The organism is Aureimonas mangrovi (genome assembly GCF_014058705.1).
Classification (GTDB): Bacteria; Pseudomonadota; Alphaproteobacteria; order Rhizobiales; family Rhizobiaceae; genus Aureimonas; species Aureimonas mangrovi.
In genome coordinates this window covers 229147-254298 of sequence record NZ_CP059692.1, presented here as the reverse complement: position 1 = coordinate 254298, position 25152 = coordinate 229147, and the positions used below count along the sequence as shown (strand labels likewise).

The following is a 25152-nucleotide window of genomic DNA, read 5'->3' as shown; positions in this document are numbered from 1 at the left end:
ACAAGCCGCGCCTGCATGTGACCTGTGGATGACAGACCGGCTTATCCGCAGGCGCGAAATCGATCGATTTCGCTTGGGGCCGTCGCCCACCGATTCCCACATGCACCGCAGAATCATGGGGCCGTTCGCACGACGTCCCTTGCGCGCGGCGCTCAAATCGAATCCACGAGCGATGGAATCGTTCCATCGGCACTCCTAAAACTAGGCCGGGAAGTTTGAATAAAAACTTAAGGACCCCGGAAGGGGTGCGTTGACACCGGAGGAGACCGTTTTGAGCAGCCAAAAGATCGTGCTGGCTTCGGGCAGCACACACCGCGCGGCGCTCTTGAGGAATGCCGGGCTTGCCTTCACCGTCAGCCCGTCCACGCTGGACGAGCGTGAACTGGAGGCTCCGCTGGAGCGCAGCGGCGCGAGCCCGGCGGATATCGCGGAGGTGCTGGCGGAAGCGAAGGCGGTCGACGTGTCCGAGCGTTCTCCGGGTGCCCTCGTCATCGGTGCGGACCAGACGCTGGACCTCGGCGGCGCGGCGCTGCACAAGCCGGCCGACATGGAGGAGGCGCGCCGCCAGCTCCTCTCGCTGTCCGGTCGCACGCACCGCCTGACGAGCGCCGTCGTCATCGCGCGGGACGGCGAGGTCCTGTGGCGTCTCGCCGACAGCGCCGATATCACTTTTCGAAAGCTGACGCCGCCGGAGATCGGGCGTTATCTGGCCAAAGCCGGAGAGGCGGCGCTGTCCTGCGTCGGGGCGTATCAGGTGGAGGGGCCAGGCATCACGTTGATGGAGCGCATCGAGGGCGACCACTTCACCATCGTCGGCCTGCCGCTCCTGCCGCTCCTGGGCAAATTGCGCGAACTCGGTGCCCTCGATGTCTGAAAGCGGTGCGCGCGCCTTCGTCACCGGGTGGCCGATCGCCCATTCGCGCTCGCCGCTGATCCACGGGCACTGGCTCGAGCGATACGGCATTGCAGGGCGCTACGAGGCGCTGGCGGTGGAGCCGCAGAACTTCGCAGATTTCCTCGGCGGGCTGCGGCAGGCGGGTTATGCCGGCGGCAACGTCACCATTCCGCACAAGGAGGCCGCGGTCGCCGCGGTCGCGCGCCGCGACGGCGCGGCGCAAGCGATCGGCGCGGTGAACACGCTCTGGTTCGAGGACGGGGTTCTGATCGGCGGCAACACCGATTCCTACGGCTTTTCGGCCAATCTCGACGAACTCCTGCCCGGCTGGCGCGATGCCGGCGAGGCGGTGGTGCTGGGGGCGGGGGGCGCCGCGCGCGCCGTCGTCCACGCGCTGATCGCAGCCGGGATCGGGCGCGTGCGCGTCGTGAACCGCAATGCGGCGCGGGCCGAAGCGCTGGCGAGCGCCTTCGGCCCGGCCGTCGAAGCGCATGGCCTCGATCGCGAGGCCGAGTGTCTTCGCGCCTGCGATCTCCTCGTCAACACGCGGCCCTCGCCGAAGACCGGTGCGGGTCTGGACGGCGACGGCGCGCTGCCTGAGCTCGACGCCCTGCCCGGCCATGCGCTCGTCACCGACATCGTCTACGTGCCGGCGGTGACGCCGCTTCTGGCGGCGGCCGCCGCGCGGGGTTTGCGCACGGCCGGCGGGCTCGGCATGCTGCTGCACCAGGCCGTGCCGGGTTTCGAGCGCTGGTTCGGGGTCCGCCCCGAGGTCAGCGAGGCGTTGCGCGCGCTGGTGACGAAGGACGCAGGCGCCTGAGGAGGCGGAGATGGACGACAGGGTGATGGACGCCGAAGGCGATCTGGACGGCGTGGACACGCAGGAGGCGGGGGTCGAGGACGTCTTCATCGGTTATCGCGACGGCTTCGACGATTTCGATGGCGAGGCGATCGCCGATTGCTTCCTCTATCCGGCGACGATCTGGCAGTTCGGCCGCGGCAACGTCTTCGCCGACCGCGACGAGCTGATGGAGAATGTCGAGGCGCTTCTCTCCGTTCTGGAGCGCGAGGAAATCGTGCGCTCGGATTTCGATATCGTCGACATCGTGGTGGAAGGCACCTGCGCCTTTGCCGTCCTCGACTGGCGACAGGAGCGCGAGGACGGGGAGGAGGCGCTGTCCTTCCGGTGCCACTACACGCTCGTCCTCACCGAAGGGGACGACTGGCGCATCGTCACCGTCGTCAACGATTGAGGGCCCGGATGATCCTCGTCGGCCTCACAGGCTCCATCGGCATGGGAAAGACCACGGCGGCCAAAGCCTTCGCCGCGCTCGGCATGCCCGTCCATTCGGCCGACGACGCGGTGCATGCGCTCTATGCCGGACGCGCGGCGCCGAAGGTGGAGTCCCTGTTTCCCGGCACGGTCCGGGACGGTGTCGTCGACCGCGCCGCGCTCGGTACCCGCGTTCTCGGCGACGGCGAAGCGCTCGCGGCGCTCGAGGCGCTGGTACACCCGATGGTGCGCGAGGAGGAAGCCGCCTTCATCGCGGCAGAGCGCGCGAAGGGAACGCCCGCCATCCTCCTCGACATCCCGCTTCTCTTCGAGACCGGGCGCGAGAAGGCGCTCGACAAGATCGTGGTCGTCTCGGCGCCGGCCGACATCCAGCGCGAGCGCGTCCTGTCGCGCCCCGGCATGAGCGCGCAGAAGTTCGAGGCGATCCTGGAGAAGCAGATGCCCGACGCCGAGAAGCGCGCGCGCGCCGACTATGTGATCGACACCTCCGGGCCTGTCGAAGAGACGCGCCTCCAGATCGAAGCGGTGCATCAGGCGATCCTCACGGTCCCGTGATCGAAAACAAAGCAGGAACATCGGTTTAAGCCGTTTGATAAGCGCGCCGCGTTCTTGCGCGCGGCGGCTCGCTGCGGCACACCGGGCGAAGACCGGGAGTGCTCCATGCGTGAAATCGTCTTCGACACCGAGACCACCGGCCTCGACTTCGAGGCCGACCGCGTGATCGAGATCGGCGGCGTGGAACTGTGGAACCACATCCCGACGGGCCGCGAGTTCCACTGCTTCGTGCGGCCCGCAGGCCGCAAGGTCGATCCCGGCGCCTTCGACGTCCACGGCCTCTCCGACGAATTCCTGGCCGACAAGCCGCTGTTCTCAGAGATCGTCGAGGAGTTCAGCGACTTCTTCGACGACGCCGTCCTGATCGCGCACAACGCCACCTTCGACATGCGCTTCCTCAACGCCGAGCTCGAGCGCCTCGGACGTCCGCCGATTCCCGAAACGCGGATCATCGACACTTTGCCGATGGCACGGCGCAAGTTTCCGATGGCCCCGGCGACGCTCGACGCGCTCTGCTCGCGCTTCTCGGTGGACACGACGCGGCGCGACAAGCACGGCGCGCTGATCGATTCGCACCTTCTGGCGCAGGTCTATATCGAGCTGATCGGCGGCCGGCAGGCCGCGCTGCTCCTGTCCGACGACGAGCGCGGCGGTGTGGGCGGCGGGCACGCGCGCAACTGGCGCCGGGCCAAACCGCGCCCCGTGCCCCTGCCCTCGCGCGTCACCGCGCAGGAGGACGCCGCGCACCGCGCCTTCGTCGCAACGCTCGGCGACGAGCCGGCCTGGCCACGCTTCTGGGCCGCGCCTGAAGCCGTCGCGGCCGAATAAGCGCCGAAACGAAAACGGCGCCCCGAAGGGCGCCGCCGAAGTCTCGAAGATCGTCCGCCCTCAGGCGTTGGCGCTCGGCTGGACCTGCGCCTTGGCGCGCTCCTCTGCCAGCCGCTGCTGGAACAGTGCCGTGAAGTCGATCGGGTCGATCATCAGCGGCGGGAAGCCGCCATTGCGCGAAACGTCGGCGATGATCTGGCGCGCGAAGGGGAAGAGCAGGCGCGGGCACTCGATGAAGAGCACCGGCAGCACGTGCTCCTTCGACAGGTTGGTCAGGCGGAAGACGCCGCCATAGACGAGCTCGGCGTGGAAGAGCGTGTCGTCGCCCTCGCCCGCCCGCGCGTTCAGCGTGAGCTTGACGTCGTATTCGTTCTCGGTGCCTGCGACCGGATTGGCGGCGACGTTGACGCCGATGTTGATCGCGGGAGACTTCGTCTGCGTGCGCAGGGCGGCGGGCGCCTTCGGGCTCTCGAAGGACAAATCCTTGATGTACTGCGCGAGGATGTTGACGGAGGGCGCCTTGGCCGGCGTGGCGGACGCCGGAGCCCCGCCGTTGGCCTGCGCGCCGTTCGGCGTGTTCGCGGTGTCGGACATCGGGTCTTCCTCTACGGGTTTCGCGCTTGTCGCGCCTCGAGGGGCCGCCGGGCCTCCTCGCGCGGGCTGCTAGCACGCGCGCGCGTGACCTTACAAGGTTTCAGAACCCGCTACGGCATCGGCCCGAAAACCGAACACGGTTTTCGCAAAGCCTGAAGCGTCGGTTCGATAGGTCAGAGACCTCTGCGCGGCCGAAAGGACGATCGGCCTAGCGACCCTCGCGCGGCGTATCGTCCCCGATCGTGCGGGGCTCGTCGCGCCAGGGGCTGTCCGGATCCGGTTCGCCGCCGTCGAGGTCGGGACGGCGCGTGAACTCGCCCTCGTCGAGATCGACCACGCCGCCTCGCGAAGGGCCGCGCGGGGAACCGCGAGAGGCCGTTGCCGGCCCGCCGCGGACGCTGGTGACGACGACGCGGCGCGAGAGCCAACCCCAGACGAGGTCACGGATCGGCGGCACCATGAGGAGAAGGCCGAGGACGTCGGTGATGAAGCCCGGCAGGATCAGGAGGATGCCGGCGAAGACGATCATCGCCCCGTGCGCCATCTCGCGGGCGGGGACATTGCCGGCGCGCGCCTGGGCGCGGGCGGCCTGCAGCGTCGAGAAACTCTGGCGGCGCACGAGAAGGATGCCGACCAGCATGGAGGCGACGATCAGGAGCAGCGTCCAGCCGACACCGATCTCGGATCCGACGGCGATGAACACGGCGATCTCGGCCAGCGGCAGCGCCAGAAGGGAGAGAAGGGCCAGAAGGAGAGGCATGGAAGGATCTCGCTGGTCGTTCGCGCTGCGACGAGGTTTTGATCGCCGGCGAAGCTGGAATGCCTTGTCGCGGCCACGGAACTCCGAGATAGGATGGATCGGCGCGAATTTGAATGCGCGACGTGGGACGACTATATCCTGCGAACTTCTTTCCACGATACGGGCGAAAGACGGCAGGATGGGTTTTGGCACGATCTTCTTCATTGTTGTCACGGTGATCGTGCTCTACCAGCTGCGCTCCGTGCTCGGCCGGCGCACCGGCAACGAGCGTCCGCCCTATGATCCATACTCGCGCAACGAGCAGCCGAGCGCCCAGCCCGGCAACGTGGTGACGCTGCCGAACCGGCGTGCCGGCCAGGCGGGCGCGGCGCCGCGCGCCAGCTACGAGACGATCGACGCGGTCGCCGAAGTCGGCACGCCTCTGAACAGCGAACTGCGCCGCATCCGCGATGCCGATCCCGATTTCGACGTGCCGGCCTTCATGGAAGGCGCCAAGGCCGCTTACGAGATGGTCGTCACCGCGTTCGCGGACGGTGACCGCGCGCTCCTGCGCAATCTTCTGTCGCCGGAGGTCTACCAGGGCTTCGAGGCGGCGATCGCCGGCCGCGAGGAGCGCGGCGAGCGCATGCAGTCCTCCTTCGTCGGCATCGACGAGGCCAAGATCGTCGGCGCCGAGCTGAAGGACCGCGAGGCGCTGGTGACGGTGCGCATCGTCTCTCAGCTCATCTCGGCGGTGGTCAAGCCGAGCGGCGAGGTGATCGAGGGCGACCCGGAGACCGTGGTCGAGGTCCGCGACGTGTGGACCTTCGCGCGCGACACGCGCGCCCGCGATCCGAACTGGAAGCTCGTCGAGACCGAATCCGAAGACGAATAGGCTGAAGGCCCGCGCGCCATGAACGACGCGGCCTTTCGCCCCCTCGCCTTCGAGCAGCTTCCCGGCTGGCGTGCGGCGGATTTCGCGCCGGCGCTCGACGCGTTTCGGCGTTCCGCGGCACGCATCCTCTCGGATGCGCCGCCGAAGAGCGGCGCGCTCGGCGTCTCCGCCGCTTCCCTGCGGCCGGCGGCGCATGCGGCCCTCAGGCCCGTCGATGATTCACGTGAATTTTTCGAGCGCTTCTTCTCACCGGCCCTGGTCGTGCCGGAAGGCGGCCGCCGGGGGTTCGTGACGGGCTACTACGAGCCGGTGATCGAGGCGTCCGCCGAGCGCACCGCGCGCTTCACTGTACCGCTTCACCGTCCGCCGCCCGATCTTGTGCCGGTGCGCGGGGAAACCCCCGGAAGATTGCCGGAGGGCTTCGCCTTCGCGCGCCGGCAGGCCGATGGCAGCCTCGTCGAGCATCCCGACCGCGCCGCCATCGCGCGCGGCTTCCTCGACGGGCGGGGCCTCGAGATCGCTTGGCTGGAAGACCCGGTCGACGCCTTTTTCATCCACGTCCAGGGCTCGGCGCGCCTGAAGCTGACCGACGGGCGCACGATCCGCGTCGGCTACGCCGCCAAGACGGGCCACGGCTTCACCGCCATCGGGCGCATCCTCGTCAACGAAGGCGAGCTGGTGCTGGAAAAGGCCGACATGGACGGCATCCGCGCCTGGCTCGCAACCAATCCCGACCGCGTGCGCGGGCTTCTCGACCGCAACCGCTCCTACATCTTTTTCGAGCCGCGCGAGATCGAGGACGAAAGCCTCGGCCCGCCCGGTGCGGCGGGCGTGCCGCTCACGCCCCTCGCCTCGCTGGCGCTCGACCACCGCCTGCACACCTTCGGCATGCCGCTCTTCCTCCATGCGCCTTCGCTCGTCATCGAAGGCGTCCCCTTCGCCCGGCCGATGGTGGTGCAGGACACCGGCTCGGCGATCACCGGGCCGGCGCGCGGCGACATCTTCGTTGGCTCCGGCGCAGCGGCCGGCAGCCTCGCCGGCGCGGTCCGCCACGCGGCCGACTTCTATGCGCTTTTGCCGAAAGCGCCCGCGCCATGAGGCGCCGCCGCCAGCTCAGCGCCGAGGAAAAGCGCCTGTGGGGCGAGATCGCGCGCACCGCGCGCCCGCTTCCGGGCAAGGCTGCGCCCGATGCGGAAACGGCCGTGCCGGAGCCGGTGCCGATGCCGGTCGCCCCGCTGCCGGCCGCGCCGAAGATCGCGATGGTGAGCGTCGCGCCGACGTCGATCGCGGTGCCGGGCAAAACCAGGGCGAGCCTGCCGCTCCACCCGATCGAGCGCCCGGTGCGCCGCCGGCTTGGCAAGGGGCGCATCCCCATCGACGACCGGATCGACCTGCATGGGCGCACGGAGGCCGTCGCCCACACCGTGCTCCTCGGCTTCCTGCGACAGGCACAGGCGCGCGGGCTGCGGCACGTCCTCGTCATCACCGGGCGTGGCGCCTCCTTCGGCTCGCAGGGGACGCTGAAGCGCGCCCTGCCACACTGGCTGCACACCGGCGAGTTCCGCACTCTCGTCGCGGGGTTCGAGCCGGCCGAGCGCGCGCATGGCGGCGAGGGCGCCTTCTATCTGAGGATCCGGCGCAGATGACCCCGTTCGGCGCGAAGATCCGCGAACTGCGCAAGACGCGCGGCGTCACGCAGGGCGATATGGCTAAGGCGCTCGGCGTCTCCGGTGCCTATCTCTCGGCTCTGGAGCACGGGCGGCGCGGGCGCCCGACATGGCAGATGCTCCAGCGCATCATCCTCTATCTGAACGTCATCTGGGACGATGCCGAGGAACTGCAGCGCCTCGCCGAACTCTCGCATCCGCGCGTGACGGTGGACACGGGCGGCCTCGGCCCGGCGGCAACCGCGCTGGCGAACCGGCTCGCCGAATCGATTTCGATCCTCGCCCCTGCCGATGTCGAGGCGCTGCTGCGCCAGCTCGAGGAGGCGGCCACCCGCGCCGAAACCGCGCAGCGCGAGCGGCGCCGGCGCTGAAGACTGTCGCGCACCTCGAAGCGCGTCACCGCTCGTCGAAGCGGCGGCGAGCCTCCTCGACCTTGCGCAGATTCTCCTCGGCCCAGATCCACACGCCGCAGAAGGCCGCGCCGAGCGTCATGCCGAGCTCGGTCAGCCGATAGTCGACGCGCGGCGGCACGACGGCATGGACGGTGCGCACCACCATCCCGTCGCGCTCCATCTGCCGCAGCGTCTGCGTCAGCATCTTCTGGCTGATGTCGGGCACGCGCCGCGCGATCTGCGTGAAACGCTGCTCGCCGTGTTCTTCCAGAACTTCGAGGACGAGCATCGTCCACTTGTCGGCGACGCGGCCGATGAGATCGGTGACGAGTGCCTCCACCTGCGGATCGAATTCGGCGGGCGGCGCGGTTTCTGCCACCCGGCGAGCGGTCTCGATGTCGTTTTCATCGAAGCGAAGGGCCGGCATCGCAGTCACTCTCTTTCTGGTGGGTATGGATATTTCAGGTGCCTTCTTACCATCGGCGCGCAAGCGAGTACATCAGGCCCGCCACGTTGAAGGAGGCTCATCATGAAACTCTCAGGAAACACCATTCTCGTCACCGGCGGCGGCTCAGGCATCGGCGAACAGCTCGCCCATCGCTTCCACGATCTCGGCAACACCGTCATCATCGCCGGCCGGCGACAGGAGGCGCTGGACAAGGCGGCGGCGGGCCGCGAGCGCATCCACACGATGACGCTCGACGTCGAGAGCGCGCAGGCGATCGAGGATTTCGCCGCGCGCCTGATCGCCGAGCATCCCGAGCTGAACGTCGTCATCAACAATGCCGGCATCATGCGCTACGAAAACGCAGAGGCGCGCCGTGACCTGAAGGACGCGGAGGAGACGATCACGACCAATCTCCTCGGCCCGATCCGTCTGACCAACGCGCTCGTCGACCAGCTCTCGGGTCGGCCCGATTCCGTCATCGTCAACGTTTCGTCGGGGCTCGGCTTCGTGCCGCTGGTGTTCACGCCCACCTATTCGGCGACGAAGGCGGCGATCCACTCCTACACGGTCTCGCTGCGCGAGCTCCTGCGCGGCAAGGTGGAAGTGATCGAGCTGGCGCCGCCGGCGGTCCAGACGGGGCTGACGCCCGGCCAGGAGACGCGCGAGGGCTACCTGCCGCTCGCCGACTTCATCGACGAGGTGATGGCGCTGTTCGAGAAGCAGCCGACGCCGCCGGAAATCCTCGTGAAGTCGGTCGGCTTCCTGCGAGACGCCGAGCGGGAAGGGCGCTTCGACGCGGCGCTGCAGACGCTCACCGACACCGTGCGCAAGGCCCGCGAACAGGCCGGCCACTGACGCTCAGGCATAGGAGGTCGGCACCTCGGTGCCGGCCTTCAGCGTTTCCATCGAGATGTAGGCCGACATCTCGAAGAGCTCGAGCCGGCCGATGAGCCGCTTGTACACGATGTCGTAATGCTCGACATCCGGCAGCACCATCTTGAGGATGTAGTCGACATTGCCGGTCAGCCGGTGGACCTCCACGATCTCGGGGATCGCCGTCACGGCCTTGCGGAAATGCTCCAGCCATTCGCCCGAATGGCGGCTCGTGCGCACCAGCACGAAGACCGTCGTCGGGAGCTTCACGAGCCGCCGGTCGAGCACGGCGACGCGCCTGGCGATGTAGCCTTCCTCCTCCAGGCGCTGGATGCGCCGCGAGCAGGCGGACGGCGAAAGGGACACTGCCTCCGAAATCTGCGCCAGCGGCGTCTGGGCGTCCTTCTGCAGAAGCGTCAGGATCGTGCGATCGCGATCATCCATGCTCTCTCAGTGCTTTCCCCCAAACTTCGGCGCGCGCAGAATGCATCGCGCCGGCCCTTCGCGCAAATGGATCGTGGAGGTTTTCGCCGAACTCCGCAAACTTGCGATCCGAATGCGTCGGGTGCGTGCGATAGTCGACGCATCGAATATTGTGGAGGCTGGCACCATGCGCAGCATCGGTCTGATCGGCGGCATGAGCTGGGAATCGACGGCGGTCTATTACCGCCAGATCAACGAGATGGTGCGCGAAGCCAGGGGCGGTCTCGCCTCGGCCGAGATCCTCCTCCACTCGCTCGATTTCGAGCGCGTCGTGGCCCATCAGAAGGCCGGGCGCTGGGATCTGGCATCCGAGCTCCTCGCCGCCAGCGGCCGAAAGCTCGCCGCCGCCGGCGCCGACTGCGTGCTCATCTGCACCAACACGATGCATCTCGTCTCCCGGCCGGTCGAGGAAGCCGCCGGCGTGCCCCTTGTCGACATCATCGAGGAGACAGGGCGCGCGATCGCGCAGGCCGGTTACAGGAAGCCTTTGCTCCTCGCGACGCGCTACACGATGGAGCACGGCTTTTACGCCGAGCGGATGCAGCGCGACGCCGGCATCACCCCGCTCGTGCCGGACGAGGCGGGGCGGGCGCTCGCCCATTCGGTGATCTTCGACGAGTTGTGCGCCGGTATCGTGCGCGACTCGTCGCGCGCCGCGATGACGGCGCTGATCGAGACGGCCAGGGCCGAGGGCGCCGATTGCGTCATCCTCGGCTGCACGGAGATCTGCCTCCTGCTCGACCCCGAGGCCCTGCCGCTTCCCGGATTCGATTCCACCCGCATCCACGCGCGGGCGGCGGTGGATTTCGCGCTTAGCGCGCGTCAGCCTCGCGAACGCGTCGCGGCGTAGCGTCGGGCGAGCCCGACCCACGGAGACCCGATCGCTCATGTGCCGTCTCCTCGCCTATGGCGGAACGCCGATCTTCCTCGACACGCTGCTGGAGCGGCCCGAGGGTTCGCTGATCTCGCAGTCGCGCGCCGCGCGCGAGGCAAAGACCGTGGTGAACGGCGACGGCTGCGGCCTCGGCTGGTACGGCGAGCGCGAGGAGCCGGGGCTTTACCGGGCGGTCCAGCCGGCGTGGTCGGACGCCAATCTCGTCTCGCTCTGCCGGCAGATCCGCTCCGGGCTGTTCCTCGCCCATGTGCGCGCGGCGACGAGCGGCGGCGTTTCCACAAACAACTGCCATCCATTCGCCAACGGGCGGCATCTCTTCGTCCACAACGGCCAGATCGGGAACTACGCGCGCCATCGGCGCGCCGTGGAGGCGATGATCCCCGACGCGCTCTACGGCGCGCGGGGCGGTACGACGGATTCGGAGGCGATCTTCCTCGCCGCCTTCGCGCATGGGCTGGAGAAGGACCCGGTGTCCGCGCTGGAGGCCACGCTGGCGAGGATTCTAGCGCTTCCCGGCGTCACGGAGGCCGGTGCCGAGCCGCTGCGCTTCTCGGCAGTGATCAGCAACGGCAAGACGCTGCACGCCTTCCGGTGGGCGAGCGATGGCCGTCCGCCCTCCCTCTACTGCCGCGAGGAAGGCCAAGGTCTTCTCGTCGCTTCCGAGCCGTGCGAGGGGCCATCGGGCGAATGGACCGCCCTGCCGCCCGGCTGCGTGCTGGAGGTCGGCCGGGACGGCGCGGCGCACATGCGCGCCTTCGATCCCGCGCGCGTCACGGCACCCGCGCGCTCGCGTGCCGCCTGACGGGCATTCGGCTCCGGCTCTTTCACATCAATTCATTTCGCAGTAGCGAACGGCGATATCCTGCCGAGTCGAGGAGCCAACAGGCATGAGCGATACGAACGGGCGTCCCGCCCATACGATGGAAGCGGAGACGCAGGCCGCCCCGCCGAGCGGAACGGCGGCCCGCTGGAAGCTGATCGGCCCCGGCATCGTCGTCGCGGCCACCGGCGTCGGCGCGGGCGATCTGGTGGCGACGCTGATCGCCGGCTCGCGCTTCGGCTACGCGCTCCTGTGGGCGGCCGTCGTCGGCTGCGTCGTCAAGATCGCGCTGGCCGAGGGCTCGGCGCGCTATCACCTCGCCACCGGCTCGACGATGCTGGAGGGCTGGCGCTCGCTCGGCCAGTGGACCTCCTGGTATTTCGGCATCTACATCGTAATCTGGGGCTTCGTTTACGGCGCGACAGCCATGAGCGCGACCGCCCTGCCTCTCGCCGCGTTGTTCCCGGACGTGCTGCCGTTCTGGGCCTGGGGCGCGATTTCGGGCATCCTGGGCGCGGCCTTCGTCCTGATGAACCGTTATCAGGTCTTCGAGAACGCGATGAAGCTGATGATCGGGCTGATGTTCGTCATCGTCGTCGGTCTGGCGATCTACGTCTCGCCCAATCTCGGGAACGCGCTGACGGGCCTCGTGCCGACCGTTCCCGAGGGCTCGATCTTCTACACGCTCGGCCTCATCGGCGGCGTCGGCGGCACCATCACCATGGCCTCCTACGGCTACTGGGTGAATGCGAAGGGCTGGCGCACGCCCGAATGGATGGGCCTGATGCGGCTCGACAACCGGGTCGGCTATATCGTCACCGGCATCTTCGTGATCGCCATGCTCGTCGTGGGTGCCGAGCTTCTCTACACGGCGCAGATCACCCTGCAGGGTGGCGACCGCGGGCTTCTCGACCTCGACGAGGTGCTGCGCGAGCGCTTCGGCAATTTCGTCTCGACGATGTTCCTGATCGGCTTCGTGGCGACGACCTTCTCCTCGATCCTCGGCGTGTGGCACGGCGTCTCGCTGCTCTTCGCCGACTTCGTGCGCAATGTGCGGGGCAATGCCGGCCGCGACCGGCGCGACCTCGAGACCACCAACGCCTTCCGCTTCTATGTCCTCTGGCTGACCTTCCCGCCGATGCTGCTCTTCCTGATCGGCCGGCCCTTCGCGCTGATCATCGCCTATGGCGCCTTCGGGGCGTTCTTCATGCCCTTCCTGGCATTGACGCTGATCTGGCTGCTGAACTCCAAGCGCGTGCCCGCGGAATGGCGTTCGGGCTGGGTCTCGAACGGGCTTCTGGGCGTTGCGGCGGCGCTGTTCATCGTCCTGTGCCTGAACGAGATCGTCGGCCTGATCTTCTGAACGGCACGATCTCTGCGAACGAAAAAGGGGCGGGCGCCGATGCGGCGCCCGCCCCTTTCATGTCCGCCGACCGGGTATCAGCCGGCGTTGGAGACGCGCAGGATGCGCGAGCTGCCGTCTTCCTCGGTGACGGCGTAGACCGCGCCGTCCGGCCCGACCTTCACGTCGCGGATGCGCTCCTCGAGCGGCACGCGCTCCTCGAAGGCGACGCGGTTCCCGTCGAGATGGACCACGACGAGCCCGGTCGAGACGAGGCCGCCGATCAGGAAGGCGCCATCCCAGGTCGGGAACTCCTCGCCCTCGTAGAACGCCATGCCGGACGGGCCGATCACCGGGTCCCAGTAGTAGACCGGCTGCTCCATGCCGTCCTGCGCGGTGATGCCCTCCTCGACCGGCTGGCCGCTGTACTCCACGCCGTAGGTGATCACCGGCCAGCCGTAGTTGAGGCCGGCTTCCGGCATGTTAAGCTCGTCGCCGCCGCGCGGCCCGTGCTCGACGGTCCACAGATTGCCGTCGCCGTCGAGCGCGGCGGACTGGATGTTGCGGTGACCGTAGGACCAGATCTCCGGCAGTGCGCCCTGCGCACCGTCAGCGAACGGATTGCCCTCGACCGGCTCGCCCTCGGGCGTGATGTGGATCACCTTGCCGAGCGTCGCACCGAGATCCTGCGACATCTCGCGGATCGGGTCGTCGGAGCGCTCGCCGAGCCCGATGAAGATATTGCCCTCGGGCGTGAAGACGATGCGCGAGCCGAAATGCTTGTGCCCGTCATAGACCGGGCTCTGCTGCCAGACGACCTCCACGTCTGAGAGCGTGCCGCCCCCATCGCCGTCCTCGGAAAGGACACCGGTGCCGAGCGATGTGTGGTTGCCACCATCGACGGGCTCGGAGAAAGTGAAGAAGATGCGCCCGGACGTCTCGAAGTCCGGCGCGAGCGCGAGATCCAGAAGTCCGCCCTGCTCGGCGTCGTCGACTTCGGGAACGCCCTCGATCTCGGCACCGGCCTCGCCCTCGGCCGAGACGATGTGCATCACGCCTTCCTTGGCGGCGACGAGCATGCGCCCGTCCGGCAGGAACTCCATCGACCAGAGCTGCGGAAGGTCCTCGGCAACAGTCTCGACAATCACTTCCGGCATCTCGGCCGGCTGCGGCGCGCGGGTCTGTTCGGGGAAGGCCGGCTCCTGGTCCGGCGCGTTGGCGGGCTCGGTCTCCACCGGCTCGCCGGCGGCCGTGGCTTCCTCGCCCGTGGCCGGCGGTTCGCCGTCCACATGGTCGAGCGGCGAGGTGTCGCCGGTCGACTGCGCGATCGCCGGCGCCATCAGGGCGCCGGCGGAGATGATGGTGCCGGCCAGAAGCAGGGACAGGCGTTTGGTCATTTCGGTCCTCGTCGAACGAATTCGGATGAGAGCCAAATGGAGCCCGGGCGACCGGAGGAAACGGGCAACCGGGTGCCTGCCCGTTCAACTAAAAGCTATCCCGCCCGCCCTTCGAACGCCTGTTTCGTCGAGTCCGCGGCCGTCAGAGGATGTAGCGCGACAGGTCCGTGTTGCCGGCGATGCCGTCCAGCGCCTTGTGAACATAGGCCGCGTCGACCTTGTAGGTCTGGCCGCCCTTGTCCGGTGCCTCGAAGGAGATGTCGTCGAGAACGCGCTCCATCACGGTCTGCAGGCGGCGCGCGCCGATGTTCTCGACCGAGCCGTTGAGCGCGACCGCAAGATCCGCGAGCGCGTCGATCGCGTCCTCCGTGATCTCGAGGTCGACGTTCTCGGTCTTCATCAGCGCCACATACTGCTTGATCAGCGAGGCCTCGGTCTCCGTCAGGATGCGGCGGAAGTCTTCCTTGGTCAGCGCGCGGAGCTCGACGCGGATCGGCAGGCGACCCTGCAGCTCCGGCAGGAGGTCCGACGGCTTGGAGACGTGGAAGGCGCCCGAGGCGATGAACAGGATGTGGTCGGTCTTCACCGGGCCGTGCTTGGTGGCGACGGTCGTGCCCTCGACGAGCGGCAGCAGATCGCGCTGGACGCCCTCGCGCGAGACGCCGGCGCCGCCGCGTCCGTCGCCGTTGTTGGCGACCTTGTCGATCTCGTCGAGGAAGACGATGCCGTTGTTCTCGACCGAAGCGATGGCGTCCGCCACCAGCGCCTCGTTGTCGAGGAGCTTGTCGGATTCCTCGCCGATCAGGAGCTCGTAGCTCTCCTTCACGGTGGTGCGGCGCGACTTGGTGCGCCCGCCCATCGCCTTGCCGAACATCTCCGACAGGTTGAGGACGCCGATATTGGCGCCGGGCATGCCCGGAATGTCCATGCCGCCCATCGGGTTGGACGTGTCGGCCACCTCGATGTCGATCTCCTTGTCGTCGAGCTCGCCCGCGCGCAGGCGCTTGCGGAACGAGTCGCGCGTCGCCGGGGAGGCGTTCTTGCCGACGAGCGCCTCGAGGACGCGTTCCTCGGCGCCCTGGTGGGCCTTGGCGCGCACCGCCTCGCGCTTCTTCTCACGCGTCAGTCCGATGCCGATCTCGACGAGGTCGCGGATGATCTGCTCGACGTCGCGGCCGACATAGCCGACCTCCGTGAACTTCGTCGCCTCGACCTTGATGAAGGGCGCGCCCGCGAGCTTGGCGAGGCGGCGCGAGATCTCCGTCTTGCCGACGCCGGTGGGGCCGATCATCAGGATGTTCTTCGGCATCACCTCCTCGCGCAGCGAACCGTCGAGCTGCTGGCGCCGCCACCGGTTGCGCAGCGCCACGGCCACGGCGCGCTTGGCGTCCTTCTGGCCGATGATGTGCCGGTCGAGTTCGGAGACGATTTCGCGGGGAGAAAAGTCGGTCATCGGGCGGAAGCTTTCGCGGGAAAGGGCTGTCGGGCGGCCGCCGAAGCGGCCCTGCCGGCGATACATGGGAAGGCTATGCGAAAATCGCCAGCGATTGTATTTCGCGCGTCGTCCACGGGCTTTCGCGCCGTGAGAGTTTTCCGATTCCACGGCATTTTGTATGGATAGGGACGTGCGGTGATTCGCACCGTCCGGCGAGGCGGCCCCCGCGCGAAACCCGAGCACCTTCCAGGGATCGCCGCCGCTTCCATGTCCGCCGCGCACCAGATCATCGGCCAACTGGAACGCCCCTGGAGCGAGCCCGCGCTCTGTGACTGCCTGGAAGCGATCGCAGAGGCCTACGGCTTCAGCCATGTCGCGGTGGTCACGATCCCCTCGTCCGACGACGCCGGCGAGGAAATGAAGCCCGTCATCGCCAACTGGTCCGACGAGTTCCGCCATGCCTTCGAGCGGGCGGGGCTGACGCGCTTCTCGCCGGTCCTGCGCGCGCTGAAGGCCGATCCGCTGCCGCTCGTCTGGGACATCGAGACGCTCTACGGCTTCGATCCCGACGAGCCGGAGGAGGCGGGACCGCAGGTCCGGCTCCTGATCGCCGCCGGTTGCCGTGCGGGAGCCTATTTCCCCGTGCACGGTCTGACGACCTTCAACGGCGCGCTGTTCCTGGCCGGCGACCGCGCGCCGCCGAGCGAGGCGGAGGTGAAGGAGCTGCATCTGGCCGCCTTCGCCGTCTTCGGCATCCTCGCTGCCTCGCGCTTTGAGGAGAACCGGCGCCGCAACCCGCTTTCGCAGCGCGAGCGCGATTGCCTGAAGCTCGCCATGCTCGGCAAGACCTCATCCGAAATCGGCACCATCCTGTCGCTGTCCGAATACACGGTGTCGCAATATCTCGCCTCGGCGACGAAGAAGGTGAACGCCTCCAACCGCACGCATGCGGTCGCGCTGGCTGCCCAGCTCGGATATCTTTCCTGAGCCTGCCGACGAATGACGGCGCAAGGCGGCGGGCTCGGCCGCCGGCACCCGTCCTCGACGTGGGCACCTCCGGCCGCGATCGCGAGACGCGACGCGAACTGGCCAAGCTGACGGCGACGTTCCTCAACGGACTTGGGATCGTGATCGTCGCCGTCGGAGCTCTGACACCGCTCGCCACGTCGGCGAATGGCCAGTTTGTGATGGGCTCGGGTTTGGCGACGGCGGCCACAGGGATTATATCTGTACTGGCCGGAGCGATCTTTCATCTGGTGGCCCGCGGAATCCTCAGACGGGAATACCGAAGATGAGCGAGTGGGAATTTTTTCTTCTTTGGATGATTGTGCCAGCGGGCGCGCTCGTGATGGCCGGCCTGCTCTATATTGGGACGACGCGCGATCGGCCCTGGTTCTGACGGCGGCGCTTCTCTTGCCATGTCGGTCGATCACGACGTGAATGTCCTGCCACGCGGCGTCCGGCACATGCCGGGCTGGTTCACGACGGACGCGCAGCGCGCGCTCGTCGAGGACATCCGCGCGGTCGTGGCCGCCGCCCCGCTCTATCGCCCGGTGATGCCGCGCACCGAAAAGCCCTTCTCCGTGCGCATGACCAATTGCGGCGCGCTCGGCTGGGTCTCCGACAAGGCGGGCTATCGCTACCAGCCGCTGCATCCCGTGACGGGCGAACCCTGGCCGCCCATCCCGCCGGCGCTCATGGAGCTGTGGCGCACGGTGGCCAATTACGAGGCCGAGCCCGAGGCCTGCCTCGTCAACTTCTACGAGGACAAGGCGAAAATGGGCCTCCATCAGGACCGTGACGAGGCGGACCTGAAGGCGCCCGTCGTCTCGGTTTCGCTCGGAGACGAGTGCCTGTTCCGCGTCGGCGAGAACACGCGCGGCGGGCGCACGACGTCCATCCGGCTGATGTCGGGCGACGTCGTTGTGCTCGGCGGGGAGGGCCGGCTCGCCTTTCACGGCGTCGACCGGATCTACCCCTCGACCTCGGCGCTCCTGAAGAAGGGCGGGCGCATCAACCTGACGCTGCGCCGCGTGACGAAGCCCTAACCAGAGCCGCTTCAGGAGCCGCGTTCGGGCTCGGCCGGGTGGAACTGGTAGAGCCAGGTTTCGGTCAGCACCGTGTCGCCGCGCCTCAGATACAGGCGCATGTCGACCGGACCGTCGCCCTCGGGCTCGAAGTCGAAGCTCGCGCGCCAGGCCGTGCCGACCTTCACCGAATAATTGTCGACCAGGCTGACGGTGCCGGACGAGACCGAGACCATCGTCTCGACATCGTCGATGTCGCGGTCGAGATCGGCGATCATGCCGCCGTCGAAGTCGATCACCACCTTGGTGATGCCTTCGGGACGGGGCTGGCCGGTGACGCCGCCGCGCCCGAGGCGCGTCGCGACGACGTGGCCGACGGCCGGCAGATACGGCTCCTGGCTCGACCAGGTGAGGCGATAGTCGATGGCGATCGCGTCGCCGCGCTCGACCGGCGTGTCCGACACCCAGTAGGCGGCGATGTTGTCGTGGATTTCGTCGTCCGTCGGGATCTCGACGAGCTGCACCGCGCCCTTGCCCCAGTCGCCCTTCGGCTCGACCCAGACGCCCGCGCGCCTCTCGTAGAAGACGCCGTCGTCCTCGTAGTTCTGGAAATCGCGGTCGCGCTGAAGGAGCCCGAAGCCCATCGGGTTCTCGTCCGCGAAGGAGGAGGTCATCACCTGTTCGGGGTTGTTCAGCGGGCGCCAGATACGCTCGCCGCCGCCCGTCCACATGGCAAGGCCGTCCGAATCGTGAACCTCGGGGCGCCAGTCCTCTCGGCGGCGCCGGTCCGTCTCGGAATACCAGAACATCGAGACGAGCGGGGCGAGGCCGACGCGCTCCATCGCCTCGCGGGCGAAGAAGCGGGCCTCGATGTCCATGACGACGGGGCCGTCCTTGGCGATGTCCATGCGCAGCGCGCCGGTGATGCGCTGGCTTTCCAGCGACGCGTGGACGAGGATGCGCCCGTTCTGCGAAGGCGCGAGGTAAAAGTCGGTGAAGCGCGGGAATTCCTCGGGCGTCGGCATCGCCACATCCACCGCGACGGCGCGCGCCGACATGCCGAACTGGTCCTCCTCGCCGGAGGTGCGGAAGTAGGAGGCGCCGAGGAAGGCGATCCAGTCCGCCTCGCGGCCCGGCTCCAGCACGCGGAAACCGGCAAAGCCGATATCGTCCGGCAATTCCTGCGCCGGGCTGTCGGAGGGGATGGTGAAAACGGTGGGGTCGTAGAGGACGTCGCGGGACTGCCCGTCCTCCACGACGTGGATGCCGACTGGCTCCTGGAAGTAGCTTCCGAGATGGAAGAAGCGCACCGGGGCGTTGCCGCCCTTGAGCTGCAGCGTGCGGTCTTCCCGGTACTTGATGCGCCAGTGCTGGTCGTAGTCGATACGGCTCAGCGTCTCGCCGGCGCGGATCGGGTCGGGCGCGTAGGGTGCGGCTGCGCGCTGGCGCGCGTCTTCCACCAGCGCATCGAAGGAGAACGGGCGGGCGGGGCCGAAGGAGAGGCCCTCCGCGGCCTCGGCACTGCGCAGGCCGGCCGGCAGCCCGGCGGCCGCCAGGATGGCCATGAGCTGGCGACGGTTCATCTCGATCATGCGTTGTCCCTCGTACGACGAGTTAGCTATCACTGCGGCGTGATGCTCGGCAGAATAAAGCGGATCGCGGCGTCAGCGTGGCAGATAGATCACGACTTTCGCACTGCAACTCGAATCGACCTAGATTCGCCGCAGCGCAACCTGCTCGATCAGATGGTCCGGCCCCTTGCGCAGAATGAGGTCTGCGCGCGGGCGCGTCGGCAGGATGTTCTCGTGCAGGTTCCGCGCGTTGATCTCGCGCCAGAGGCCCTCTGCGATCTCCAGCGCCTCGGCCTCGCCGATCTTCGAATAGCGGTGGAAGAACGAGCCTTCCTGGCGGAAGGCCGTCAGCCGCAGGCGCATGAAGCGCGAGATGTACCAGCGCCGAAGATCGGCCTCGTCGGCGTCGAGATAGATGGAATGGTCGAAGAAGTCCGAAACGAAGGGCACGACCTTGCCGTCCTTGGGCATGTCGCGCACTTGCAGGACGTTCAGCCCCTCGAAGATGAGGATGTCGGGCTGGTCGACGGCGATCGTCTCGCCGGGCACGACGTCGTAGCTGAAATGCGAGTAGACCGGCGCCCGCACGTTGCGCACGCCGGCCTTGATCGCCGATAGAAAGCGCAGGATCGCGCCGACGTCGTAGCTCTCGGGAAAGCCCTTGCGCTGCATCAGCCCTTCGGCGTTGAGCACGGCGTTCGGGTAGAGGAAGCCGTCCGTCGTCACGAGATCGACCTTCGGCGAGGTCGGCCAGCGCGCCAGAAGCTCCTTCAAAAGGCGCGCCGTCGTCGACTTGCCCACCGAGACCGAACCCGCAAGGCCGATGACGAAGGGCGTCTTGGCCGCGTCCGGCGCCTGCAGGAAGCGCTGGCGCTCACGGAAGAGGTGCTGCGAGGCTTCGACATGGGCCGAAAGCAGGCGCGAGATCGGCAGGTAGATGCGCGCCACCTCGTTCAGATCCACAGGATCGTCGAGCGAGCGCAGGCGTTTCACCTCTTCGGCGCTCAGCGTCAGCTCGGTGCCGGCCCGGAAGCCGCTCCACTCCTCCGCCGAGAAGAAACGATAGGGGGAGAGCACCGAGGGCGTCATCTGGTCCATCGGGTTCAGTGTCCGCCCGCTCCGGGCGCGCCGCGCGCGGCCTTTTCCTCAAGCCCGGTCTGCGCCGTGCGGCGCTCCAGCTCGGCCATCACCTCGGCGAGCGGCACGCCGCGCAGCTTCAGGACGACGAGAAGATGATAGAGGAGGTCGGCCGCCTCGTCGCGCAGGGCCTTTTCGTCCTGCGCAACGGCGGCGATGATGGCCTCCGTGGCTTCTTCGCCGAGCTTCTTGGCGGCGCGCTCCGGCCCGCCGGCAACGAGCCTGGCCGTGTAGGACGAGCCGTCCGTCTCGGCCGCGCGCCGCGCGACGATCGCCTCGAGATCGGAGAGGGTGAAGTCGCTCATGGCGTCAGACCTTCAGGCGCATGGGCAGGCCCGCCGCGGCCATGTGGCGCTTGGCCTCGTCGATCGTGTGCGTGCCGAAATGGAAGATCGAGGCGGCGAGCACCGCCGATGCGCCGCCGTCGCGAACGCCCGCGACGAGATGATCGAGATTGCCGACGCCGCCCGAGGCGATCACCGGCACGTCGACGGCATCGCTCACGGCGCGCGTCAGTTCGATGTCGAAGCCGGACCTGGTGCCGTCGCGGTCCATCGAGGTGAGAAGGATTTCGCCGGCCCCGAGGGCTGCGACGCGCCGGGCGAATTCGACAGCGTCGATGCCCGTCGCCTCGCGCCCGCCATGGGTGAAGATCTCCCAGCGCGGCGCCTCGTTCTCGGCACTCACGCGGCGCGCGTCGATGGCGACGACGATGCACTGGTTGCCGAACTTGTCGGCGGCCTCGGCGACGAGTTCAGGGCGCTTCACCGCCGCCGTGTTGATCGCCACCTTGTCGGCGCCGGCGAGCAGCAGCCGGCGCACGTCGGCGACGGCGCGGACCCCGCCACCCACGGTTAGCGGCATGAAGCACTGGTCTGCGGTCCGGGAGACGAGATCGAGGAGCGTGTCGCGCGCGTCCGACGAGGCAGTGATGTCGAGGAAGCAGAGCTCGTCCGCGCCGGCGGCATCATAGGCCTTCGCGGCCTCGACGGGATCGCCCGCATCGATCAGGTCGACGAAGTTGACGCCCTTGACGACGCGGCCGTCCTTCACGTCGAGGCACGGGATGATGCGGGCTTTCAAGCTCATGGCCGGGGCCGATCGTGACTCACGTGAAACATTTTCAGGCCGCGCCCTGGAGGAGCGCCAACGCTTCCTGCACGTCGAGCCGCCCGTCATAGAGCGCGCGGCCGGAGATCGCGCCTTCGAGGATGGCGGCGTCCGGTTGCGTTAGGCGTTCCACATCCGCGATCGAGGCGAGCCCGCCCGAGGCGATGATGGGGATCGAGACGGCATTCGCCAGCGCGATCGTCGAATCCCAGTTGATGCCGGCGAGGATGCCGTCGCGATCGATGTCGGTATAGACGATCGCCGCCACTCCGGCGTCTTCAAACTGCCTGGCGAGCTCGACGGCCGTCAGTTCGGAGGATTCCGCCCAGCCCTCGACGGCGACGAGGCCGCCCTTGGCGTCGATGCCGACGGCGATCCGGCCGGGAAAGCGCCGGGCGGCCTCGCGCACCAGCTCGGGGTCGCGCACCGCGACCGTGCCGAGGATAACGCGCGACAGGCCGCGCTCCAGCCAGTGTTCGATGTCGGCCATCGTGCGGATGCCGCCGCCGAGCTGCACCTTCATCGCGCCGCCGACCACCGACAGGATCGCGTCGACCGCCGAGGCGTTCACGGCCCGGCCCTCGAAGGCGCCGTTGAGATCGACGACATGCAGATGGGTGAAGCCGGCGTCGCGGAAGGCGCGCGCCTGTGCGCCCGGATCGTCGTTGTAGACGGTCGCCTGGTCCATGAGCCCGAGCTTCAGGCGCACGCACTGGCCGTCCTTCAGGTCGATGGCGGGAAAGAGAGTGGGCATTGTGGTCGCAAGCTAATCAAACCGAAGTTGAATCGGTGGATAGCTCTCCCGGCACAGTTGCCGCAAGGGACTCGTCTTGGCGAATCGATGTAAACATCGTTTGCTAACGAGAAGCCGGGGGTTAGGAGCCCCGGCTTCTCCCCCTGAGACGGATACCTCCGTGCCCTGGGGCTCGCATCTGAGAGATGCCAAGCCGAGTAATCACATCCATCGGCTATGCGCGAGTAAGGGCTTTGAGCGTATCCACCGATCGATAGGAAGTGTGGATAATGGCTGGAAAAAAGTTGACCTTCGAGGAAGCCGTCGAAGCCTGGATACTAAAGGAGGCGGGCTTCAAGATCCGAGAGATAGGTGCGAGGTTCGATGTTGACCCGCGCCGTTTGTACGATGCTTGGAAGGAAAAGACCCATCGTGGCTCGCGGAAGAAGGCCATCGAGGTCTTTAAGGCGCGCTTTCCTCGATTAAGCTTAGTCGGCCGATTTGCCGTTCACCAACCGAAATTTCGTAGAGTCAGTATATCCGAACAGCTTGAACTACCTGTTTAGGGCTTCCAGCGCAGGAAATTGGCGATCAGGCTGAGGCCGAGCCGCTGGCTTTTCTCCGGGTGGAACTGCGTCCCGGCCTTGTTGCCGTCGGCGACGATGGCTGTCACCGGACCGCCATAGTCGGTGACGGCCACCACCTGATCGGCCTTTCGCGCCTGCAATTGATAGGAGTGGACGAAATAGGCGTGCAGCCCGTCCTCGCCGGTCTCGATCCCGTCGAGAAGCGGATGCGCCCGTTTCACGTGAATCGTGTTCCAGCCGATCTGCGGGATCTTCAGCGCCGGATCGCTCGGCACGATCGGGCCGACATCGCCGGCGATCCAGTCGAAGCCCTGCGTCACGGTCTTTTCGAGGCCGCGCGTCGCCATGAGCTGCATGCCGACGCAGATGCCGAGGAAGGGCCGGCCGTGCGTCTCTACCGCCTCGCGCAGCGCGTCTTCCATGCCTGGCACGGCCGCGAGGCCCGCCCGGCAATCGGCATAGGCGCCCACGCCCGGCAGCACGATGCGGTCGGCAGCGCGCACGGTCGCGGCATCGCCTGTGAGGACGATCTCGGCACCCGTGCCACCCTCGCGCGCCATGCGCTGAAAAGCCTTCAGCGCCGAATGCAGATTGCCGGAGCCGTAGTCAATGATGGCGACGCGCTCGCTCATCGCACGAGCCGCCCGAGCTTCGACCTCGGCTGCCACAGAAGGTCGACGAGCCCCTGCCACCGGCTGTTGATCGACTTGCGCACGGGCCTCGGACCGGAATCGTAATAAAGAACCTCCGCCTCTGTCCGGTTGCCGGCATGGAGTGTGGCGGCCTCGCGCCAGCCACGGCGGCGCAGGCTTGCGAGAACGAGGCGGGGGCCTTCCAGCGCAACGCCGACGCGCAGGAGGATCGCCAGCCAGAACGCGGCGTTGCCGAGCACCGGCGAGGCGCTGACGACGAGAAGCGCGATGTCCGCGACGAGGACGAGGAGCGTGGGCAGGACGGCGCGGTTCGCCGCCAGCCACAGCGCCGGGATCGGCACCGCCGCCCAGGTGAAGCCGTCGCGGACGACGCGCGCGTCCTCGCTCGGGGCGAGGGCGCCCTCCGGCTCCATCACGACGAAGCGCTTCACGCGAGCATGCCCTTGGTGGAGGGCACGCGCTCTGCCTGACGCGGATCGACGGCGATGGCCTCGCCGAGAACGCGCGCCACGGCCTTGAAGCAGGTTTCGGCGATGTGGTGCGAATTCTCGCCGTAGAGGTTTTCGACGTGCAGCGTCAGCCCGGCATTCATCGCGAAGGCCTGGAAGAACTCGCGCACGAGCTCGGTGTCGAAGGTGCCGATCTTCGGGGTCTGGAAGGCAATTTTGAAAACCAGGAACGGCCGGCCCGAGACATCGACGGCGGCGCGCGTCAGGCACTCGTCCATCGCGAGGTCGAGCGAGGCGTAGCGGCGGATGCCGCGCCGCTCGCCCATCGCCTGGCGGATCGCCTGGCCGAGCGCGATGCCGGTGTCCTCCACGGTGTGATGGTCGTCGATGTGAAGGTCGCCCTTCGTCTCGATCTCCATGTCGATCAGCGAATGGCGGGCGAGCTGGTCGAGCATGTGGTCGAAGAAGCCGACACCGGTCGACACGGTCGAGGTGCCGGTGCCGTCGAGATCGACACGGACCCGAATCGAGGTCTCTTTGGTCTTGCGCTCGATGCTCGCGGCGCGGGCATCCGCTGTCTGGGCCATGTCGTCGCCTCTCGCGCGCGGAACGGTTCGCGCGTTCATAGCGCAAGGCGTGGCCTTTCGCCAATCGGCCGGAAGGGACGGCTTTGCGTCGAAGCCCCGCGATCCCATATGGGGCGCGACGACCTTCAAACGGCGAGGCTCCCGGGCCCCGCGCCACCTCACGGAAACGACCGCCATGGAAAAGCACGACCCCGCCACGATGTACGGAACGACGATCGTCACGGTCCGCAAGGGCGGCAAGGTCGTCGTCGCGGGCGACGGGCAGGTCTCGCTCGGCAACACGGTGATGAAGGGCAATGCGCGCAAGGTGCGACGCATCGGCAAGGGCGGCGAGGTCATCGCGGGCTTCGCGGGCGCCACGGCCGACGCCTTCACGCTGCTGGAGCGCCTGGAGGCCAAGCTCGAGCAGTATCCGGACCAGCTCATGCGCGCCTGCGTCGAGCTCGCCAAGGACTGGCGCACCGACCGTTACCTGCGCCGGCTGGAGGCGATGATGATCGTCGCCGATCGCAACGTGACGCTGACGCTGACCGGCAACGGCGACGTGCTGGAGCCCGAGGACGGCGTGATCGCCATCGGCTCCGGCGGCAACTACGCGCTGGCGGCCGCCCGCGCGCTCGCCGACACCGACCTCGGCGCCGAGGAGATCGCCCGCAAGGCGATGAGGATCGCCGCCGAGATCTGCATCTACACCAACGACAACGTCATCGTGGAAGCCCTCGACGCAGCCTGATCGTCGGCAAAAG

The 25152-nt window shown here is 67.8% G+C and carries 31 protein-coding genes; 17 read left to right on the top strand and 14 right to left on the bottom strand.

Annotated features, from left to right (window positions below; translation table 11 throughout):
* Nucleotides 1-271: 271 nt before the first annotated feature.
* From H1343_RS01195 to dnaQ, 5 genes are all read left to right on the top strand, one after another.
* Nucleotides 272-874, top strand: coding sequence for a Maf-like protein (locus H1343_RS01195; protein WP_185984185.1), 603 nt, complete (start codon nucleotides 272-274; stop codon nucleotides 872-874).
* Entirely contained in the window at nucleotides 867-1715 is an 849-nt protein-coding gene (locus H1343_RS01190; protein WP_185984184.1) for a shikimate dehydrogenase, read from the top strand. Before H1343_RS01195 ends, H1343_RS01190 begins: the two co-directional genes overlap by 8 nt.
* Nucleotides 1716-1725: 10 nt before the next feature.
* A complete protein-coding gene (locus tag H1343_RS01185; protein ID WP_185984183.1) occupies nucleotides 1726-2148 on the top strand; it encodes a DUF4440 domain-containing protein in 423 nt (140 codons plus the stop codon).
* Between the two features lie 8 nt (nucleotides 2149-2156).
* On the top strand, nucleotides 2157-2744 hold the full coding sequence (gene coaE, locus H1343_RS01180) for a dephospho-CoA kinase (RefSeq protein WP_185984182.1): 588 nt from the start codon (nucleotides 2157-2159) through the stop codon (nucleotides 2742-2744).
* A 105-nt stretch (nucleotides 2745-2849) separates the two neighbouring features.
* Entirely contained in the window at nucleotides 2850-3572 is a 723-nt protein-coding gene (gene dnaQ / locus H1343_RS01175) for a DNA polymerase III subunit epsilon (RefSeq protein ID WP_185984181.1), read from the top strand.
* A gap of 60 nt (nucleotides 3573-3632) precedes the next feature.
* On the opposite strand, the gene secB is transcribed toward dnaQ, so the two are convergent.
* Entirely contained in the window at nucleotides 3633-4166 is a 534-nt protein-coding gene (gene secB, locus H1343_RS01170; protein WP_185984180.1) for a protein-export chaperone SecB, read from the bottom strand.
* Between the two features lie 208 nt (nucleotides 4167-4374).
* Nucleotides 4375-4926 (bottom strand): FxsA family protein, encoded by a 552-nt coding sequence (locus H1343_RS01165; RefSeq protein WP_185984179.1) that lies wholly within the window; start codon nucleotides 4924-4926, stop codon nucleotides 4375-4377.
* Nucleotides 4927-5104: 178 nt separating this feature from the next.
* Here H1343_RS01165 and H1343_RS01160 point away from each other — a divergent pair, with 178 nt between their 5' ends.
* The 4 genes from H1343_RS01160 to H1343_RS01145 are packed head-to-tail and all read left to right on the top strand — an operon-like array spanning nucleotide 5105 to nucleotide 7838.
* Entirely contained in the window at nucleotides 5105-5800 is a 696-nt protein-coding gene (locus H1343_RS01160) for a Tim44/TimA family putative adaptor protein (RefSeq protein ID WP_185984178.1), read from the top strand.
* Nucleotides 5801-5818: 18 nt separating this feature from the next.
* Nucleotides 5819-6898: a murein transglycosylase A gene (gene mltA / locus H1343_RS01155; RefSeq protein WP_185984177.1), complete on the top strand. Its 1080-nt coding sequence runs from the start codon at nucleotides 5819-5821 to the stop codon at nucleotides 6896-6898.
* Complete coding sequence (locus H1343_RS01150) at nucleotides 6895-7446, top strand: Smr/MutS family protein (RefSeq protein ID WP_185984176.1); 552 nt, start codon at nucleotides 6895-6897, stop codon at nucleotides 7444-7446. The genes mltA and H1343_RS01150 overlap by 4 nt, the downstream gene beginning before the upstream one ends.
* Entirely contained in the window at nucleotides 7443-7838 is a 396-nt protein-coding gene (locus tag H1343_RS01145; RefSeq protein ID WP_185984175.1) for a helix-turn-helix domain-containing protein, read from the top strand. The genes H1343_RS01150 and H1343_RS01145 overlap by 4 nt, the downstream gene beginning before the upstream one ends.
* 25 nt (nucleotides 7839-7863) lie before the next feature.
* On the opposite strand, the gene H1343_RS01140 is transcribed toward H1343_RS01145, so the two are convergent.
* The gene (locus H1343_RS01140) at nucleotides 7864-8286 is read right to left on the bottom strand and encodes a winged helix-turn-helix transcriptional regulator (protein WP_185984174.1); all 423 of its coding nucleotides are present in this window, start codon (nucleotides 8284-8286) and stop codon (nucleotides 7864-7866) included.
* Nucleotides 8287-8388: 102 nt separating this feature from the next.
* Between H1343_RS01140 and H1343_RS01135 the strand changes: the two genes are divergently transcribed.
* Nucleotides 8389-9162, top strand: coding sequence for an SDR family oxidoreductase (locus tag H1343_RS01135; RefSeq protein WP_185984173.1), 774 nt, complete (start codon nucleotides 8389-8391; stop codon nucleotides 9160-9162).
* 3 nt (nucleotides 9163-9165) lie between these two features.
* Here H1343_RS01135 and H1343_RS01130 read toward each other — a convergent pair whose 3' ends face one another.
* Nucleotides 9166-9624: an Lrp/AsnC family transcriptional regulator gene (locus tag H1343_RS01130; RefSeq protein WP_185984172.1), complete on the bottom strand. Its 459-nt coding sequence runs from the start codon at nucleotides 9622-9624 to the stop codon at nucleotides 9166-9168.
* A gap of 166 nt (nucleotides 9625-9790) precedes the next feature.
* On the opposite strand from H1343_RS01130, the gene H1343_RS01125 reads away from it, so the two are divergent.
* The 3 genes from H1343_RS01125 to H1343_RS01115 all read left to right on the top strand — a co-directional run bounded on the left by H1343_RS01125 (nucleotide 9791) and on the right by H1343_RS01115 (nucleotide 12741).
* Nucleotides 9791-10513, top strand: coding sequence for an aspartate/glutamate racemase family protein (locus H1343_RS01125; protein WP_185984171.1), 723 nt, complete (start codon nucleotides 9791-9793; stop codon nucleotides 10511-10513).
* 37 nt (nucleotides 10514-10550) lie between these two features.
* Nucleotides 10551-11360, top strand: a complete 810-nt coding sequence (locus H1343_RS01120) for a class II glutamine amidotransferase (RefSeq protein WP_185984170.1) — start codon at nucleotides 10551-10553, stop codon at nucleotides 11358-11360.
* Nucleotides 11361-11445: 85 nt separating this feature from the next.
* Nucleotides 11446-12741 carry an Nramp family divalent metal transporter gene (locus tag H1343_RS01115; protein WP_185984169.1) on the top strand — a complete coding sequence of 432 codons (1296 nt, stop codon included), beginning with the start codon at nucleotides 11446-11448 and terminating at the stop codon, nucleotides 12739-12741.
* Between the two features lie 77 nt (nucleotides 12742-12818).
* Here the strand turns inward: H1343_RS01115 and H1343_RS01110 are convergent, their stop codons facing one another.
* On the bottom strand, nucleotides 12819-14117 hold the full coding sequence (locus H1343_RS01110; protein WP_185984168.1) for a PQQ-dependent sugar dehydrogenase: 1299 nt from the start codon (nucleotides 14115-14117) through the stop codon (nucleotides 12819-12821).
* Nucleotides 14118-14259: 142 nt separating this feature from the next.
* The gene (hslU, locus tag H1343_RS01105) at nucleotides 14260-15570 is read right to left on the bottom strand and encodes an ATP-dependent protease ATPase subunit HslU (protein ID WP_185984167.1); all 1311 of its coding nucleotides are present in this window, start codon (nucleotides 15568-15570) and stop codon (nucleotides 14260-14262) included.
* Nucleotides 15571-15819: 249 nt separating this feature from the next.
* Between hslU and H1343_RS01100 the strand changes: the two genes are divergently transcribed.
* The 3 genes from H1343_RS01100 to H1343_RS01090 all read left to right on the top strand — a co-directional run bounded on the left by H1343_RS01100 (nucleotide 15820) and on the right by H1343_RS01090 (nucleotide 17600).
* Nucleotides 15820-16539 carry a helix-turn-helix transcriptional regulator gene (locus tag H1343_RS01100; protein ID WP_185984166.1) on the top strand — a complete coding sequence of 240 codons (720 nt, stop codon included), beginning with the start codon at nucleotides 15820-15822 and terminating at the stop codon, nucleotides 16537-16539.
* Between the two features lie 59 nt (nucleotides 16540-16598).
* Complete coding sequence (locus tag H1343_RS01095) at nucleotides 16599-16847, top strand: hypothetical protein (RefSeq protein ID WP_185984165.1); 249 nt, start codon at nucleotides 16599-16601, stop codon at nucleotides 16845-16847.
* A gap of 141 nt (nucleotides 16848-16988) precedes the next feature.
* On the top strand, nucleotides 16989-17600 hold the full coding sequence (locus tag H1343_RS01090; protein WP_185985402.1) for an alpha-ketoglutarate-dependent dioxygenase AlkB family protein: 612 nt from the start codon (nucleotides 16989-16991) through the stop codon (nucleotides 17598-17600).
* 11 nt (nucleotides 17601-17611) lie between these two features.
* Here H1343_RS01090 and H1343_RS01085 read toward each other — a convergent pair whose 3' ends face one another.
* From H1343_RS01085 to hisB, 8 genes are all read right to left on the bottom strand, one after another.
* Nucleotides 17612-19171 (bottom strand): OpgD/OpgG family glucan biosynthesis protein, encoded by a 1560-nt coding sequence (locus H1343_RS01085; protein ID WP_185984164.1) that lies wholly within the window; start codon nucleotides 19169-19171, stop codon nucleotides 17612-17614.
* A gap of 120 nt (nucleotides 19172-19291) precedes the next feature.
* The gene (gene coaA, locus H1343_RS01080; RefSeq protein WP_185984163.1) at nucleotides 19292-20248 is read right to left on the bottom strand and encodes a type I pantothenate kinase; all 957 of its coding nucleotides are present in this window, start codon (nucleotides 20246-20248) and stop codon (nucleotides 19292-19294) included.
* 5 nt (nucleotides 20249-20253) lie between these two features.
* Complete coding sequence (locus tag H1343_RS01075) at nucleotides 20254-20592, bottom strand: phosphoribosyl-ATP diphosphatase (RefSeq protein WP_185984162.1); 339 nt, start codon at nucleotides 20590-20592, stop codon at nucleotides 20254-20256.
* Nucleotides 20593-20596: 4 nt separating this feature from the next.
* Nucleotides 20597-21376 carry an imidazole glycerol phosphate synthase subunit HisF gene (gene hisF / locus H1343_RS01070; protein ID WP_185984161.1) on the bottom strand — a complete coding sequence of 260 codons (780 nt, stop codon included), beginning with the start codon at nucleotides 21374-21376 and terminating at the stop codon, nucleotides 20597-20599.
* A gap of 34 nt (nucleotides 21377-21410) precedes the next feature.
* Complete coding sequence (gene hisA / locus H1343_RS01065) at nucleotides 21411-22151, bottom strand: 1-(5-phosphoribosyl)-5-[(5-phosphoribosylamino)methylideneamino]imidazole-4-carboxamide isomerase (protein WP_185984160.1); 741 nt, start codon at nucleotides 22149-22151, stop codon at nucleotides 21411-21413.
* 541 nt (nucleotides 22152-22692) lie between these two features.
* On the bottom strand, nucleotides 22693-23349 hold the full coding sequence (hisH, locus tag H1343_RS01060; RefSeq protein WP_185984159.1) for an imidazole glycerol phosphate synthase subunit HisH: 657 nt from the start codon (nucleotides 23347-23349) through the stop codon (nucleotides 22693-22695).
* Complete coding sequence (locus tag H1343_RS01055; protein ID WP_185984158.1) at nucleotides 23346-23801, bottom strand: DUF2628 domain-containing protein; 456 nt, start codon at nucleotides 23799-23801, stop codon at nucleotides 23346-23348. Before H1343_RS01055 ends, hisH begins: the two co-directional genes overlap by 4 nt.
* On the bottom strand, nucleotides 23798-24406 hold the full coding sequence (hisB, locus tag H1343_RS01050) for an imidazoleglycerol-phosphate dehydratase HisB (RefSeq protein WP_185984157.1): 609 nt from the start codon (nucleotides 24404-24406) through the stop codon (nucleotides 23798-23800). The genes H1343_RS01055 and hisB overlap by 4 nt, the downstream gene beginning before the upstream one ends.
* A gap of 175 nt (nucleotides 24407-24581) precedes the next feature.
* Here hisB and hslV point away from each other — a divergent pair, with 175 nt between their 5' ends.
* Nucleotides 24582-25139: an ATP-dependent protease subunit HslV gene (gene hslV, locus H1343_RS01045; protein ID WP_185984156.1), complete on the top strand. Its 558-nt coding sequence runs from the start codon at nucleotides 24582-24584 to the stop codon at nucleotides 25137-25139.
* Nucleotides 25140-25152 lie beyond the last annotated feature (13 nt).